Here is a 17,728-nt window from a genome sequence, read left to right as displayed (position 1 = left end):
AACAAGGGTGATGAAAAAGGATCAGGTTCGTTTTTCCCAGCGTTTGCTAAGCGGCATGTTGAGTTTTCTGCTGGCTACCCAACCACTGCTCCCGGCGATGGCTGCCGTCATCACGCCTGAAGGCAATACGCAGATGGATAAAGCCGCCAATGGTGTTCCGGTGGTGAATATTGCCACACCGAACCAGTCCGGGATTTCACACAATAAATATAACGACTACAACGTGGGAAAAGAGGGGCTGATCCTTAACAACGCGACCGGGCAATTTACCCAAACCCAGCTCGGCGGCATTATCCAGAATAACCCAAACCTACAGCCAGGAAAGGAAGCTTCAGGGATCATCAACGAAGTTACCGGCGCTAACCGTTCACAGCTGCAGGGCTATACCGAAGTCGCGGGGAAAGCCGCCAACGTCATGGTCGCTAACCCCTATGGCATTACCTGTAATGGTTGTGGATTTATCAACACGCCTAACGCCACCCTGACCACCGGTAAACCTGTGTTGGACGCCAATGGCAACCTGCAGTCGCTGGAGGTAAGCAAGGGCAGTATTACCATCGAAGGTAAGGGGCTGGATGGTAGCCAGAGCGATGCAGTGTCGATTATTGCCCGCGCCACGGAAATCAATGCTGCGCTACACGCCAAAGATTTGACGGTTATCGCTGGGGCGAATCGCGTTGCGGCGAATGGCCAGACGAGCCCGCTGAATGGCGAAGGAGAAGCACCGAAAATCGCGGTAGATACCGGCGCGTTAGGCGGCATGTATGCTAATCGAATTCATTTGGTCTCCAGCGAGAAAGGGCTGGGGGTCAACCTCGGGAATCTGAATGCCCGTCAGGGTGATATCACCCTCAATGCTAACGGGAAATTAACGATCGGCAACAGTCTGGCAAATGGTGGTCTTTCCGCCAGGGGCGAAGGCGTCACGTTGACCGGCAGCCATAAGACCGGGAGCGGGATGGCCATCAACAGCACCGGAGCGTTAGCGCTACAGGATGCAAATCTCTCCAGCGGCGCAAACGTGCAGTTGGGTAGCGATGGCAAGGTGACGATCGATGGTGGTGGGATTGCCGCAGCTGGCGAGTTGCAGGTGGCTGCTAAACAGGATGTAGCCGTTGCTGCAACCACTCTGGTTAGCCAGAAAAACACCTCACTGCGCAGTGACGGCTCGCTGACAGTTACCGACGGCAGCCTGACCAGTAAAGAAAAACTGGATGTCGAGGGTACTAATGGACTGACGCTGACCCGTTCCACGCTGGGTAGTGATGCTGATGTTAGCCTTAACAGTAACGGCTATCTGTCGGCGAAAGGGGGATTGTTCTCAGCAGGTAATGGATTAACGCTGAAGGCGCAGCGCATAGCACTGGATAACGCCAGTCGGGCCGATGCGAAAGGCGCATTAAGCCTGACCGGTAGCGAAATGAACAACCAGGGGCAGGTCAATGCGGGAGATGCTTTATCTCTCTCTGGTGACCACCTCGTTAATGATGGTCAACTGGCGGCAAACGGCAGTCTTGATGCTTCTGTCAGCAGCCTTAGCAACACCGGTCTGATGCAGGGTAACAGCGTATCGGTCCGCAGCGGGTCGCTGGATAATATGGGCACGCTGGCGAGCGGCAGCCAGCTTTCAGTACAGACGGCAGCGCTGAACCAGCAGGGGATCCTGAGCACGAAAAACGATGCGGATATCCGGGCTGATGCCACGCTGCGTAATAGTGGAAAGTTGCTCTCTGATGGCACTCTAACGGTGCAGGCCGCGTCAGTTGAACAATATGGCGTCCTCTCTGGCAACCAGGGGGTAATGCTCAATGCTGAAAATCTCACCGCCGCGAAAGATTCGTTGATCGCCGGGCAACAAAACATACAGTTAAACGTTACGCAAAACCTTAACCTGAACGGTCAGGTTAATGCCGCTGGCGCGCTTAACGTCGGCGCAAAGCAGCTGACTACCGGCAAAGACGGTCATTTACAGAGCGGTCTGGACCTTGCGATTACCGGCAACAGCGTGACGCTGGACGGCGTACAGGCGGCAAAAGGTTCGCTGGATGTGACGGCTGACCGGCTCAGTCATGGCGGAAAATCCACCGGGGCACGCGTTGGTTTCAGCGCGCAGCAGTCAGTTGATAACCATGGCGAACTGTTGGCAGACACCCTGACGCTCAGCGCGGCGACGCTGACTCATAACGGCAGCGCCAGCGCTGAACGCATCTCGATTATTGCACCTGAGCTGCTGACCAGCGGCGGCTCTCTGATAGCCGACACGCTAACTCTCCACAGTCAGCATATTGTGAATAGCGGTCTGATGCAGGGCAACGCGGCAATGGACCTGCAGATTGATAAGTTAGATAACCTGAGCGGCGGCTCGCTCTATGCCAGGCATTCTCTGGCGCTGGATATACCGTATCTGACCAACCATGGGCTGATTACCAGCGACGGTTCATTGCATCTCAATGGTCGCCAGTTGGTTAACGGCGGAGAAATTAACGGCGTTAGTCTGCAAAGTGAATATGCGACGGTAAAAAACGAAGCCGCGGGGCGCCTGCTGGCGGACACGTCATTATCTGTTAACGGACAGCAGACAGATAACCTCGGGCTCATGGCTGCTGATACGCTCGCGCTGAACAGCCAGGACGTGAAAAACGACGGGAATGTGTTGTCGGTGGGGGAATTGAGCCTGAAGAATCAGACCCTGCACAACACCGGCTTGCTGCAGGGTGGCACGCTGAATCTGGAAGCAAATACGTGGCAAAACAGCGGTAATGCGCTGGGTGAAACGGGGGTAACGGCGACAGTACACGACGCGTTCACTAACCAGGGCAAGGTACTCAGTCAACAGGGTATGACAGTGCATGCCGCCAGTGCGAATAACAGCGGAATGCTGGCGGCGAAGGTGCTGGCATTACACGGCGATCTCAGCAACAGTGGGATCCTGCAGGGGGATCAGGCGCTCGCCTGGGATGGCAGTCGCTTCACTAACCTTGCGGGTGGGCAGGTGACCAGCGGTGAAGATCTACAGCTTAGCGGAAAACGTTTCGAAAATGATGGCCAACTGGAGGGCCGTACGGCGGCGATCAGACTGGATAACCTGCACAATAGCGGCAGCGTTCAGGCACTGGATAGCCTGAAAATTCAGGCTAACGGGCGACTGGATAACCAGGGATCGCTGCGCAGTCTCAACCTGTTCGAGCTGGCTGCGGCGCAGTTGTTTAACGACAACACGATTGCAGCAAAATCCCTGAGTATTTCCGTGCCGGAGCTTATGAATAACGGCATTGTGCAGGGTAATTCGGCGCTACAGCTCACCACCCGCAATCTGTTCAATGGTCAGCAGGGGCAACTGGTCAGCGGCGCGGGGCTGGATTTAAACCTCGACTCACTGGAAAACCACGGTCTGCTGCTGGCGAATACCGGCTTCACGCTGCGCGGCAGCACATTAATTAACGCAGGTGATATTCAGGCCGACTCCCTGAACCTGACGCTGGCAAACTCGGTTGAAAATCAGGGGAGCCTGGTGGCGAAACAGGGGGCGTCAATGAATACTGCATCCCTGGATAACCGCGGTACGCTGGCGGCGACAAGTGTCGCTCTGGATGGAAAATCAATCCGTAACAGCGGACGGGTGCAGGGCAACGACAGTACCTCGGTTTCTGCGAATACCTTCACCACGGATACCACAGGTAAATGGCTGGCCGGTAATGCGCTGTTGGTACATACCGGTGCGATGGAAAACGCCGGCGTACTGCAGGGAAATACCCTGACATTTACTGCCGACTCGCTGAATAACAGCGGCGTGCTTAACGGTTTACATGGCCTGGAAGGCAAGCTATCCGGGCGACTTACCAACCCCGGACACATTCAAAGTGGCGGCGCACTGGCGCTTACGGCTGATGATATCAACAGTGCCGGACGTATTGCCGGTGACAGGCTGACTCTTGCTGCCTCGACGTTAAACAATTCAGGCCTGTGGCAGGGGACGAACGGGCTTGCGCTGTCTGGCGATGTACTCACGACGGGGATAACCTCCCGTACGCTGAGCGGCGGCGCGTTGACCTTTGATGCTGGCAATATAACGACGCAAGGAACGCTGCAGGGGCAGCAGCTCACGCTGACCGCTGATAACTGGCTGCACAAAGGATCGCTGATAAGCCTGGGTAATCTGACGGCTACTGTAAACAACGGCCTTACCACATCAGGCGATGTGATGAGCCATGGTGGAATGTCACTAACCGCGCAGCAGCTTGATAACAGTGGAAGGCTGCTCAGCGAGAGCGACGTAACGCTCGACGGCGCACAGTTCGATAACAGTGGCGCGGTACAGGGAAATACACTGACCTTGCAGCAAAACCGGATCCACAATCAGGGCACGCTGACCGGCCTGCAAAGCCTGACGCTGGAGGCTCGTCAGCGTCTGATGGCGCGAATGGCGATGGCTTCACCGCAACAGGAATTGATTAACGCAGCAGGTGGTTCACTGCTGACGCAGGGAGCGCTGAAGCTCACTTCTGGCGATGTGACGAATAATGGCACGTGGCAGGGACAGTCCGTTCTGCTCAGTGCGCAAACGCTGACAAACAACGGGGCAATACAAAGCGCCGACGCCCTGCAGTTTACGCTCGCAAATAACCTGACTTCTGCGGCCGGCAGCAAAATTACCGCCCTTGGTAACGCGACGCTACAGGCGCTTTCTCTGACTAACTCGGGGCAATGGACGGCGAAAAATCTTACGCTGAAGGGGGCAACCCTTGATAACAGCGCGGCGATTAGCGGCGTAAATGCGCTCACGCTTGCCATGAACGGCGCGGTCAGGCAGCAGAAAGCGGGCAGTATGCTGAGCGGCGGCGCGTTGGATCTGACTGCGGCGTCAGTCACCAACGATGGAAAAATTCAGGGTGCGACGTTGGGCATGACGACCGGCGCATTGACCAACAGCGGACGACTACAAGGGGATAATGGCGCAACGCTGTCGCTGAGCGGTGGTTTGATAAACCAGTCTTCCGGGGAGATTGTCAGCCGCCAGGGGCTTTCGCTTTCTACGCCAGTGCTGTCCAACTACGGTTTAATGCAGGGCGGTGGAGAGACCCATCTTAACGCCACAACACGCGCGCTCAATGACGGCAAACTGCTTTCCGGCGCGGGAATGACGCTGACGACGGCAGAATATTCCGGCGCAGGCTGGTTACAGGCGACAAACCTCATTCTGAATGCGGCAACGGCCACTAATGACGGTAACTGGCTGGCCGACAGCGCCACGCTTGCAGGGACCCGGTTTACCAACCAGGGAACCGCGCAGGCCGGTCAACTGGCGGTGAAATACGCGCAACTGACGAATAACGGTACGCTGTTAGGCAACTCGCAACTGAGTGTGAATGCCAGCGAAGTTAATCAGAATGCGGCAGGGAAACTGTTCAGCGGCGGCGACCTGTTCGTTGAAAGTCGTGGGCTGGGTGCGTTGGGACAGGTGGTTGCGCTGGGTAATCTGACGCTGAAGCTGGTGAATGGTTTTACTGCGCAAAGCGCTTTTGCCGCGGGTAAAACACTGACCATTACCAGCGATGGCGCTATCGACAACCGTAGCGTGCTTCAGGGGCAATCGCTCAACCTGACGGCGGGCGGACAGCTCAGCAATAACGGGCAAATTACAACTGGCAGCGGCGTCAGTTATCTTAGCGGCGACAGCGTAGCGCTCAATGCCGCCGGAACGTTACAGGGCGGTGGCGATATTACGCTGACCAGTCGCGGTAATATTTCAGTCGCTGGTTTCACCGGAACGCGTGGCTCTCTGACGCTCAATGCACCGGGCGCCATCGTCAATACGGCGCTGTTGTACGCGGCAAATAATCTGGCGCTTTATGCTAACACCATCACCAACCAGCGCGGCGATATCCTCGCGGGCAACAATCTGTGGATGCAGCGAGATGCTGCGGGCAATGCCAACAGCGAAGTGGTCAACACTTCCGGCAATATCGAAACCCAGAACGGTGATATCACGATAAAAACAGGACATCTGCTGAACCAGCGGGATGGGTTGAAAACAAACCAGACACAAATAGCTGGAGCAAACAATATTCCAGGGATAGGTAATGCGACTGTTGCGATAGATATCAGTCAGATGGCAAAAGGTACCTATGGCGTTAATGGTTACTCCTATGAGGTACAAACCAGCTCCTGTAGTGCGAATGCCTCCTGTAATATTCGTCATTATTACCAGTATTACTACGCACCGTTTAAAGACACGGCGACGCAGAAATTCATTTCCAGCCAGCTAAAAACAGAGGTTTCCAGCTCTGGCGGCGCAGCTCGTATTTCATCAGGGCGAAATCTGTCAATTGGCGCAAACACGCTGGATAACGCAGCCAGTACTATTCTGGCAAACAATCATATCGACCTTTCAGGAAGCACATTCAATAACCAGAGCTGGCAGTCCGGGACGCTTACTGATTATCTGGTTTATACCTATACCCCAGAGAAATACTCACGTCAGAAATTTGCCGTAAATAATATAGATGTGTTACCTCCGCGTTATAACGAGGGGAGAAACAGTAAAGGTGAAACTATTGTGCTTCCTAAAGAACGCACAATAACATTTACCCTGGAAGGGCATGACCGGGTTCAGGAAGGGGGAGAAACGTACCGTTCGGTGATTCAGGCGGGCGGTAATGTAAACGCCAGGTTTACTACTTCTATTGGCAACGAAAACGCAACCTCTGGTGGGGGACGGGTTAGCAATACCATCGTTACCCCAACCCTCAACACCCTCAGCAACCAAACCATCAGTAATGGGGTGCAAAAGCAGGCACTGGCAGGCAATGACACGGTGAGCGTCAGTTCCCCTCAGTGGAACGATCGACTGCATGACGCATTGCAGCAGATTAACGGCGCAGGCGCGCTGGAAAGCGGCGGCGTATCAGATTCTACGCTCAACCCTGTTTCTACCACGCAGAAAGGTAACGCCAGCCTCGGCCAACTCAATGGCCTGATTAACCCAGGCGAGAAGGGCGTGAATACTGCCGGGCAAAATCAGGGCAAAACGGTGGATACCAGCGCGTATCCGTTGCCTTCCGGAAAGAACGGGTATTTCGTCGTCTCTGACGATCCGAAAAGCCCGTACCTGATCAACGTTAACCCGAAACTGAACGGTCTTGGTCAGCTCGATCCCAGCCTGTTTGGTGATTTGAATGCGATGCTGGGTATCAAACCTGGCGAAGCGCCGCGTGAAACCAATATTGCGTATACCGATCAAAACCAGTTCCTTGGGTCGGCCTATATGCTCGATCGTCTCAAACTGAACCCAGAATATGACTACCGTTTCCTCGGTGATGCGGCGTTCGATACCCGCTATGTCAGCAACGCCATGCTGAATAAGACGGGAAGTCGATACATCAACGGTATTGGTTCTGACCTTGACCAGATGCGTTATCTGATGGATAGCGCTGCCAGTACCCAGCAGTCGCTGGGACTGACATTTGGGGTGGCGCTGACGGCCGATCAAATCGCGTCCCTTGAGCACAGCATGCTGTGGTGGGAAGCCGCGACCGTCAACGGTGAAACGGTAATGATACCGAAGCTGTATCTCTCGCCGAAAGATATCACCGTGAATAACGGTAGCGTCATTGCCGGGAATAATGTTCAGCTGACCAGCGGGAATATCACCAACTCCGGCAGTACGCTGTTGGCGAGAAACGATCTCACGCTCGACAGCCAAAACAGTATTAATAACCTTAACAATAGTCTGATGCAGGCCGGGGGCAATCTCGACCTGAGCGCGATGGGTGATATCAATAACGTCAGCTCCGCCATCAGCGGAAAAACGGTGGCGCTGGAAAGTCTGGGCGGCAACATCAATAACCTGACGCTGGCGGAACAGATTGATGTGAGTGCCAGGGATAAATACCGCAATGTGAGCTTTAAAGATACGTTGCTGGGGTCTGTGGCATCCATTACCGCGCAGGATGAATTGTCGCTCTCGGCAGGTAAAGATATCACCGTTACTGGCGCGAATCTCTCTGCAGGCGGTTCATTGCTGATGGATGCGTGGGGAGATATTGCGGTAAATGCCAACCAGATTAACGATGCCCGGAGCCACTCCGGACGCTGGATAACAGAGACGGGGCGTTCGTCAGTGGACTGGCAGGGTAGCACCATCAGTTCGGGCGGTAAGCTCGGTATCAATGCCGGAAATAACCTCAACGTCACTGCCAGCGATGTTAACGCGGGGGGGAATGCTCAGCTTACAGCGGGTAACGATCTCAATCTGAATGCGGCCACCACTCAGCAAAGTAGCCGTAACGGCGGCAGTGAATCGCACAGCACCGGGCTTTCCCGTACCACCGTGTCAGCGGGTGACAATCTGCTGTTGAAAGCGGGTCAGGATATTAATTCCCATGCAGCCGGGCTGGCTGCGGAGAATGATGTCGGTCTGCTGGCCGGGCGAGATGTCAACCTGCTGGCTGAAGCAACGACAGACGGCGACAGTTATCGTGCGAAGAAGAAAACCGTGGTCAATGACGCCGTACGCCAGCAGGGAACGGAAATTGCCAGCGGCGGCGACGCCGTCATTATTGCCGGGCGTGATGTAAACGCACAGGCAGCGGATGTTACGGCGCAGGGCGATATCGGCGTAACGGCAGGCCGGGATGTGAATCTCACGACCGCCACAGAGAGCGATTATCACTACCAGGAAACCACGAAAACCAAAAAAGGATTCCTCAGTAAAAAGACTACCCATACGATTGAAGAAGACAGCGCTACGCGGGAAAAAGGCGCGCTGCTGAGTGGGAACAATGTGACGGTCGCCGCCGGGAATAACATTCTGGTACAGGGCTCAGCCGTTGCCGGTGACGGCAATGTGGCGCTGGGAGCTGGCAACAATGTGGATATCGTTGCTGCCACCAATACCGATACCTCATGGCGCTTTAAAGAGACTAAAAAGAGCGGTCTGATGGGGTCGGGCGGGATCGGTTTCACTATCGGTAGCAGTAAAACGACGCACGATCTGCGCGAACAAGGCACCACCCAAAGCGAGAGCTTCAGTACTGTCGGCTCAACAGGGGGCAATGTCAGTATCACCGCGGGCCAGCAGGCACATCTCGGCGGCGCGGATATCATCGCCCAGAAAGATATTGCTGTTCGCGGCGACAGCGTAATTATTGAACCGGGTCATGACAAACGCACCCGTGATGAGAAGTTTGAGCAGAAAACCAGCGGACTGACGGTGGCGCTGTCGGGGGCTGCTGGTGCTGCGATAAACAGTGCAGTACAAACCGCTCAGGATGTGAAAGATGAGAGTGATGACCGGCTTGCAGCGCTGAAGGCTACGAAGGCGGCGCTTTCCGGCGTGCAGGCGGCGCAGGGGGTTGCAGTTGCTCAGGCCGGTGGCGATCCGAATAACGGTATAGGCGTCAGCATTTCCCTGACTTCCCAGAAATCAAAATCTGAGCAGCATGCCTGGAGTGATACTGTTGCAGGCAGCACCCTGAATGCAGGTAACGACCTGGCTATTGTGGCGACAGGTAAAGGTCAGAGCGGAAACAGCGGCGATATTCTGATTGGCGCAAGCCAGTTGAAGGCGGGTGGGGATACCACGCTTGCGGCAGCGAACGATATCGTACTGAGCGGAGTGGCAAACACCCAGCAGACGGCCGGGAAAAACAGTAGCAGCGGCGGTGGTGTGGGCGTCAGTATTGGCGGGGGGGCTAATGGCTATGGTATTGGCGTCTTCGCTAATGTGAATGCGGCGAAAGGGCATGAGAAGGGTAACGGTACATCATGGGCTGAGACCACGCTTGATAGCGGTGGCACGGTATCGATGGCCAGTGGTCGTGATGCCATTCTGAATGGCGCGCAGGTCAGCGGCGATAAAGTGGTGGCGAATATTGGTCGCGACCTGTGGATGAGTAGCCAGCAGGACAGCAACGACTATAAATCGAAACAGAACAGCGTAGCAGCAGGCGGCAGTTTTACCTTCGGCAGCATGACCGGTTCGGGCTATATCAGTGCCAGCCAGGACAAGATGAAAAGCACTTATGACTCGGTGCAGGAGCAGACCGGGCTTTTTGCTGGCGATGGCGGATTTGATGTGGTGGTGGGACGTCACACACAACTGGACGGTACGGTAATCGCCTCGACGGCGCCAGGGGATAAAAACAGCCTTGATACCGGAACGCTGGGGTTCAGGGACATTCACAACGAAGCAGACTTTAAGGTCAGTCATTCAGGAGCCAGCCTGAGCGGCGGCGGGGCTTTTGGCGGCGATCAGTTTAAAGGTAACATGCCGGGTGGAATGATTTCAGCCGCTGGCAACAGTGGCCACGCGGAAGGCACGACGCAGGCGGCGGTGGCAGACGGCACCATAACTATCCGTGATAAAGCCGGTCAGAAGCAGGACGTGGCGAATCTGAGCCGTGATACGGAACACGCCAACGGCAGCATCAGCCCGATTTTCGACAAGGAGAAAGAGCAGAACCGGCTAAAAGCGGTGGGACTCATCAGCGACATTGGCGGTCAGGCAGCCGATATCGCCAGGACCCAGGGAGAGATTATTGCGCTCAAAGAGGCGCGGAGGGACAATCCAAATCTGCCAGCGGATAAGCTGAAAGATACACCGAAGTACAAGGAAGAACTGGCGAAGTATGGCACGGGCAGCGATATTCAGCGGGGAATTCAGGCGGCAACGGCGGCGCTTCAGGGGCTGGCTGGCGGTGATGTGGGGGCCGCGCTGGCGGGGGCATCGGCACCAGAGCTGGCGAATCTGCTTAAATCGACAGAGGGCAATACTGCGGTAAATGTCATTGCCCACGCGATACTGGGCGGCGCAGCGGCTGCGATGCAGGGTAACAGCGCGGCAGCGGGTGCAGCGGGTGCGGCAACGGGCGAACTTGCGGCCCGGGCGATTGCAGGTATGCTGTATCCTGATGTGAAGGACCTGTCGCAACTGCGTGAGGATCAGAAGCAGACCATCAGCGCGCTGGCAACGATATCAGCAGGGATGGCCGGTGGTCTGGCAGGAGACAGTACGTCATCAGCCGCAGCAGGTGCGCAGGCCGGGAAAAATGCAGTTGAGAATAACTCGCTCAGTGGCTGGGAGAATCTGCCAAAAGGGTTGACGGATGTTATCAACTCTCAGGGATCGCTGGGAGGGTCAATGATTCGGGCTGGAGCTTCTCCTGATGAAATTACGGCGGCCTTAGTGAAAAATGCCCAAGGACAGACGCCGGAAGGACAAGATCCTGTTAAAGGCTTACTGTCTGCATGGGGGAACTTCTTCGGGGTTCCGTTAGATATTGTTCTCTCAAATGAGCAAATGACGCCTCAAAAAGCTGCTGAGATAATATCCAGTGGAGTTCCAACCAGCGAAGCAAAATTAATGCAATATGTGGCGGCTAAAGCATTTTTTACCGTCGCGAAAAGCACCGATCTTGGTTTATCTGCTTCCAATCAAAAGTATGTTGACATTTTGTCTCCAGAAGCTAAACAACATATTTTGTTTGGCGATAGTCCAACTAGTGGTGGTCATCTCTATCCCGGAAACCCTGGGAAAACGGTTTATCCAAAAGACTGGTCAGCTGACAAAGTTGTACATGAGATAGGTGATATAGCAACGTCGCCTGATACCAAATGGTTTGCTCAGACAGGAACCGGTGGTATGTATACCGCTAAGGGCGATCCTGCCAAATGGGTCGCATATGAAGTCAGAGATGGTGTCCGTATTCGTGTTGTTTATCAACCGGCTACAGGGAAAATTGTTACAGCCTTTCCCGATAATAAACCTGTACCTCCGGCATCGAAACCAATAAAAAAATAGGAAGGGATTTATTAAATGTTTGGTTTAAAAATCAGTCAATTAGGAAAGTTGCTTGAAGATCGATTAGATCCGGATTTAATTGATGGCGCTTTAGATTATATTCAATATGACGAGGAGCCTCTTGCTTTTGAGATTCTTTGCGACCATATAAGCGAGTATGACATCACCATAACTGAAAATGAGTATGAGTTAATAACTCAACTTATCGAAGAGATGAAGTTAGATATAAGTGAACCACCGTTTAAATATTTAAAAAAATTAGTTGGTTAAGCAAATCCCGGCCATCAAAAGCCGGGATTTTTAGACCTTCTGCTGCGGCTCAATAGCCAGCTCCCCCTTCTCGGCAGTGACCACTACTGTCAGTCCGGTATAGAAGATTAGCGTCTTCAGCCAGCGGCCCTTGAGGGTAAACTGCGGCAGCGGAGTCGATAACTAACCCTGTAATAATGCGCCTACGGCTCTAAGGCGGCGGTTGTGGTGGCGTGCTGTTGTGTGCTGGACTTGCCGTTCAGCCATGCTCGTTCAACTCTGTTGCAGAGGGGCGGTAGCGCCTGTGACCCCGAAAACGCTTAACAGCGCAAAAAAATCCTGGGGAGAAAGTACAATAGACAAAAATTGTTATCAACAAATTGAAATAACAGGAAAAAACCGAGTCTATCGCAGCAACCTGCATCGGAAAGAGTTGTTGTTGAGAATAACTACCTGAGCGTGTCTGAAAAGACAGAGCTTGAGATAGCAAAACAGACGCTTAAAAACAGTAAAGATGCGGCAGAGCGCGAAAAGGCACAGCAGAAATATGATGCATTGCTTGAAAAAGATATCAGCAGTGATAAGGCGGTAATCGCTGCATGCAGTAATGGACAGGCAGCCAGCGCGGCTTGTGCCGGTGAAAGACTGAAGGTTATTGCTGCTAAAGGAGGTTATGAAACCGGAAACTACAATAACCAAGCCAGCGACATGTATCCGGATGCTTACGGGCAGACAGTAAACCTGCTGAATATCACCAGTGTTGATGCACAAAATCAACAACAGGTGAAGGATGCGATGGTGAACTATGCCATAGTGCAGTTTGGGGTCGATAGGGCGACTGCAGAGGCATACGTTGAAACTTATGATGGAATGAAGGTTGTAGCGGCTTCGATGGCACCAGTAATAGGTGCTGCGGCGGCCAGTAAGATAGAAGTTCTGGCTGGTAAACAACGCTTGTCTAATAGTTTCGAGGTTAGCTCACTCCCAGATGCAAATGGGAAAAATCACATCACGGCTGTAAAAGGTGATGCTAAAATACCTGTCGATAAGATTGAACTATATATGCGTGGTAAAGCTTCCGGTGACCTTGAGTCTTTGCAAATAGAATATAATTCTTTAAAAGATGCAAAAATTAGCAGCCAAAAAGAATTTGCAAAAGATCCAAATAACGCTAAAGGATGGAAGTGTTAGAAAAAAATCCATAATATTGAGCGTTCTCAAGATATGGCTCTTGTATTAGAGCAAGCAGGTATAGTGAATACTGCCAGTAATAACAGCATGATAATGGATAAGTTATTGGACTCAGCTCAGGGGGCTACGTCTGCAAATAGAAAAACATCTGTTGTTGTATCAGGACCTAACGGTAACGTAAGGGTTTATGCTACATGGGCAATATTACCTGATGGCACGAAAAGACTTTCAACTGTTAATACGGGAGCATTCAAATGATAAATGTGAATAGTACCACAAAGGATATTGAAGGTTTAGAAAGTTACCTGGCTAATGGCTATGTAGAGGCTAACTCTTTTAACGACCCAGAGGATGATGCGTTAGAGTGTCTCAGTAATTTATTAGTTAAAGATTCGGGGTGCTGTCTGTCATTTTGTAAAAAAATAATTAATTCAAATAACATTGATGGTGTTTTTATTAAAGGTTCGGCGCTGAATTTCTTATTATTGTCAGAACAGTGGTCTTACGCATTTGAGTATTTGACAGGCAATGCGGATAATATAACTCTTGCAGAGCTTGAAAAGGCGCTTTTCTATTTTTACTGTGCAAAAAATGAGGCAGATCCTTATCCTGTACCAGAGGGTTTATTCAAAAAACTAATGAAAAGATATGAAGAACTGAAAAATGACCCTGATGCAAAATTTTATCATCTTCATGAAACGTACAATGATTTTTCAAAAGCTTACCCTCTGAATAATTAGAAGCTATCGCCCGTGTAATATTGTCTATGACTGCATGGAAGGATGATGGTCATAGTGTGTTGGGAGCTATTCTTTAACAGATTTGGGGGAAATGGTGTAACTGGCTGAAAGGGCGCGTCAGGGCAAAAAGTTAGTGGGCTGGAAGTATAGCAGAGAAAACTGGTTTTAAGCCACTGAAAATAAAGTGGAAAATGTTATTGTTACGGGGTGCGCACCGGAAAGAGTTGTTGTTGAGAATAACTCACTCAGCGGTGATAAGGCCCGAGAAGCGGCGAAACGGGCTGCTGAATCCCTGAAAAATCAGGTCAGGGAAAAGCTGGGTGAAGGCGGAACTGTCCTGCGCTGATTACGTTCGCAGGTGAATACTTGCCGTACCTGTCAGCCTACTGTGCCGAGGGAAAGCGGTTTTTTGCGTAGTAACTCGTGGTTTTACGGGGCATCTGGTGAAACACCTGAATATGCCTGGGCAACGGCGGGTTCTGGCATAAAATTTGTGTCAGCGATAATCAGCTTCTTGTAAGTTGTCATGTATTAAGCGGAATAAAGGTGTTTGTGCCCCTTTGCTACTACACTATTTAACCTATGGCTATCACACCGTACTTAATAAAACTGTCGTCATTTAAAAATGGCATATTTATTAAATGCGAAGCGGCTCCAGAAAATAGTGTTGATATATGTAATGTGTAACAGCCAATAAAACAGATCGCGAACTATGAAATAAGAATGCTATCATTCACATCAGACGTGGCAGACAACTGCTGGCACACGCATTCACCCCGGAGCACCTCATGAATAACGACATTCCGCTAAAATATTATGATATCGCCGACGAGTACGCGACCGAAGCCGCAAAGCCGGTAAACGATGCCGAACGCGATGCGCTGGCGCACTACTTCCAGCAACTGATCACCCGTTTAATGAACAACGAAGAGATCAGCGAAGAAGCGCAGCAGGAGATGGCAACCGTGGCCGGTGTCGACGCGCAGCGTATCGACGATATCGCGGAGTTCCTCAATCGCTGGGGTAACGAGTAGCCAAAGACGTGGTCTGTGTTTTACACTGCGCGCAAATTCAGTAGATATACTCTGCGAGTATAAGATTTAATCAGGTGGAAACAGCAATGAACGGAACAATCACAACGTGGTTTAAAGATAAAGGCTTTGGATTTATCAAAGATGAAAATGGCGATAACCGCTATTTTCATGTGATTAAGGTTGCTAATCCTGAGCTGATCAAGAAAGACGCGGCGGTAACCTTTGAACCGACCACCAACAACAAAGGTCTGTCTGCCTATGCGGTGAAAGTCATACCAGACAGCAAATACATCTATATCGCGGGCGAGCGTCTGAAGCTCACGGCGATCAAGTCGTACCTGGTATACAGTGAAGAAGTTCCTGTCGAAACCCGTATTGATAAAGAAAACGCGGTGCTGTCTGTCGGCGTGCTGATGAACAGCATCCGGCCGAAATCAGAGGTGAAGCCAGGCGAAATGCGTAAGCTGAAAAAACTGGCTATCACCACTTTCCAGGGTACGACGCTGATCTTCTCCGAAGATGAAATTGACATCGATGCGACAGTAAAATTGCTTAAGGTCTGAAGCTCGTCAGACTGATAAGTGCCGCAACTCTGTTATTCATTGCCCCATGCGGATAGTGTTGCTCTGAGCGCTGAGGATGCAAGAAACCGCTCGCCCAGAGCAGAACACTTTATGTAATTGCTGAAGCCGCCGCTGGTTTCGCGTCCTTATTATTACTGTGGTCCAATTAGTTAGGATAAAAACAAAAGAACCAGCAGGGAGTCTGGTAATAACCTATTCATAATGTTAATTATTAATTAAATAAAAGTAGCAGCTCATGAAGTTTTGATATTTTCATTTCTCATAGACGAGAATTTACACATCATGATATAATATGGTGGAGAAAACTCGCGGTTTATTAATCTGCGCGTAATGTAAATAAATTTTCGGGGAGTGTATTCCAGTGGGACGTAAATGGGCCAATATTGTTGGTAAAAAAACGGCTAAAGACGGTGCAACGTCTAAAGTATATTCAAAATTCGGTGTGGAAATCTATGCTGCCGCTAAACAAGGTGATCCAGACCCAGAATTAAACACAGCTTTAAAATTCGTTATTGAACGTGCGAAACAAGCCCAGGTTCCCAAGCACGTTATTGATAAAGCTATTGATAAAGCCAAAGGTGGCAGCGACGAAACGTTCATGCAAGGGCGTTATGAAGGTTTTGGCCCAAGCGGTTCCATGATTATCGCTGAAACCCTGACATCAAACGTTAACCGCACGATTGCTAATATTCGCTCAATCTTCAATAAAAAAGGCGGGAATATCGGGGCGGCAGGTTCTGTCAGCTATATGTTTGACAATACTGGTGTAATCGTATTTAAAGGCACTGACCCCGACCATGTTTTTGAAATTTTGCTTGAAGCTGAAGTTGATGTTCGTGATGTCACCGAAGACGAAGGAAATATCATTATTTATACTGAGTCTACCGACCTTCACAAAGGCATTGCAGCGTTAAAAGCAGCGGGAATTACAGAGTTTTCAACAACAGAATTAGAAATGATTGCTCAATCAGAAATTGAACTGTCGCCAGAAGATTTAGAAATCTTTGCAGGGCTTGTTGATGCTCTTGAAGATGACGACGATGTTCAAAAAGTATATCATAACGTTGCAAATCTCTAATTCTAAATTAAAGAAATCTGTCATTGTGGCAGATTTTTTTAACGATTAGATTTGTTATAAAAAGTATATCTGGCCTGACAGTACGGCAGAAAATAAAATTAAATATCTGCTGGCTCAATTCTGGCTCTGTCTCGCCAGCCACTGACCGACGATAGGCCATAATTTATCCGCACTCCGCGTTCGAAAAAAGCCCATGTGTCCAACTGAAGAAAGACCATAATCTGCGTGCCGAATTTCGCGATGTTCGATTTTTGCGTTTTGCACTGGCTCCATCAGGGATGCAATGGCTTCAGGGTTAGCCCACGGGTCGTCATCAAAACCCATCACCAGTAAAGGCAAGGTTATCTCACTTGCCCGTTGGCGTGCATCCCAGTCTGGATCGTCGTAGAAATAACCCGGCATTGCGCTCCAGCGTCCCCACTGAAGCATCACTGGAGCTGGCAAATCTTCGCCCAGCCCAAGGCGCCTGGCAGGCATATACCCGAAGATTCGGCAAAGAACCGGGGCCAGAACACGCAGCAGGCACCAGACCCGCACTTTCTCTGCCGTTTGTTTTATTGTGCTCGTTACCCCGGCATGGGAGGCCACAATGACGGCCGCGTGCAGGGCGGAAGTGGCCGTGGAAAGCAGAACCGCATGCCCGCCGACACTGTGTCCTACCGCCAGCAGGTTAAGTCCGGGAAAACGCGTTTTAGCCCAGGCAGTAATGCAGCCCACGTCCTGCTCGATCCAGTCTGACATTGAGATGCTGTAGCTACGGAGCTTCCCGGATTTCGAGCGGCCCGTTCCCCGATAATCGTAAGTGACGACACTGAATCCCTGGTTAAAAAGGTACTCTGCGAACCCCTTATAAAACGCCTGTACAACCGCCGTGGCTGGATGAAGAATAACGATCGCTTTGGCATCGCTTCTTTCCCAAATCGTGGCGGACAGAAATCCGCCTTCATTTACGGGTATTATTATTGAATTCATTCATTGAGCCTTATCTGTGTGGTCATACCAGTTGGTTCTGAATTCAATGTAGCTTTAACTAGCGAATCTGGCGATTTTTT

General features: G+C 51.3%; 7 protein-coding genes and 1 pseudogene. 7 read left to right on the top strand and 1 reads right to left on the bottom strand.

Features of this window, described 5'->3' with window-relative positions:
* Positions 1-10: 10 nt before the first annotated feature.
* The 7 genes and pseudogenes from M4I31_RS18230 (at position 11) to M4I31_RS18200 (ending at position 16,676) form a co-directional block, all read left to right on the top strand.
* Positions 11-11,800 (top strand): hemagglutinin repeat-containing protein, encoded by an 11,790-nt coding sequence (locus M4I31_RS18230; protein WP_085047670.1) that lies wholly within the window; start codon positions 11-13, stop codon positions 11,798-11,800.
* 15 nt (positions 11,801-11,815) lie between these two features.
* Entirely contained in the window at positions 11,816-12,070 is a 255-nt protein-coding gene (locus M4I31_RS18225; protein ID WP_085047669.1) for a MafI family immunity protein, read from the top strand.
* 408 nt (positions 12,071-12,478) lie between these two features.
* Positions 12,479-13,498 (top strand): annotated as a pseudogene (locus M4I31_RS18220) (DUF6862 domain-containing protein); the annotation flags it as partial.
* Positions 13,495-13,980, top strand: a complete 486-nt coding sequence (locus M4I31_RS18215) for a hypothetical protein (RefSeq protein ID WP_085047668.1) — start codon at positions 13,495-13,497, stop codon at positions 13,978-13,980. The pseudogene M4I31_RS18220 and the gene M4I31_RS18215, both read left to right, overlap by 4 nt.
* A gap of 788 nt (positions 13,981-14,768) precedes the next feature.
* Complete coding sequence (locus M4I31_RS18210; protein WP_069323914.1) at positions 14,769-15,014, top strand: YmjA family protein; 246 nt, start codon at positions 14,769-14,771, stop codon at positions 15,012-15,014.
* Positions 15,015-15,100: 86 nt separating this feature from the next.
* On the top strand, positions 15,101-15,577 hold the full coding sequence (locus M4I31_RS18205) for a cold-shock protein (protein ID WP_038638021.1): 477 nt from the start codon (positions 15,101-15,103) through the stop codon (positions 15,575-15,577).
* A gap of 382 nt (positions 15,578-15,959) precedes the next feature.
* Positions 15,960-16,676: a YebC/PmpR family DNA-binding transcriptional regulator gene (locus M4I31_RS18200; protein WP_038638023.1), complete on the top strand. Its 717-nt coding sequence runs from the start codon at positions 15,960-15,962 to the stop codon at positions 16,674-16,676.
* Between the two features lie 114 nt (positions 16,677-16,790).
* On the opposite strand, the gene M4I31_RS18195 is transcribed toward M4I31_RS18200, so the two are convergent.
* Positions 16,791-17,648: an alpha/beta fold hydrolase gene (locus tag M4I31_RS18195; protein WP_069323915.1), complete on the bottom strand. Its 858-nt coding sequence runs from the start codon at positions 17,646-17,648 to the stop codon at positions 16,791-16,793.
* Positions 17,649-17,728 lie beyond the last annotated feature (80 nt).

This window comes from Citrobacter sp. XT1-2-2, assembly GCF_023516235.1.
Classification (GTDB): domain Bacteria; phylum Pseudomonadota; class Gammaproteobacteria; order Enterobacterales; family Enterobacteriaceae; genus Citrobacter; species Citrobacter werkmanii.
Note: the sequence above shows the minus strand (reverse complement) of the source record. Positions and strands in the feature narration are given on the sequence as shown.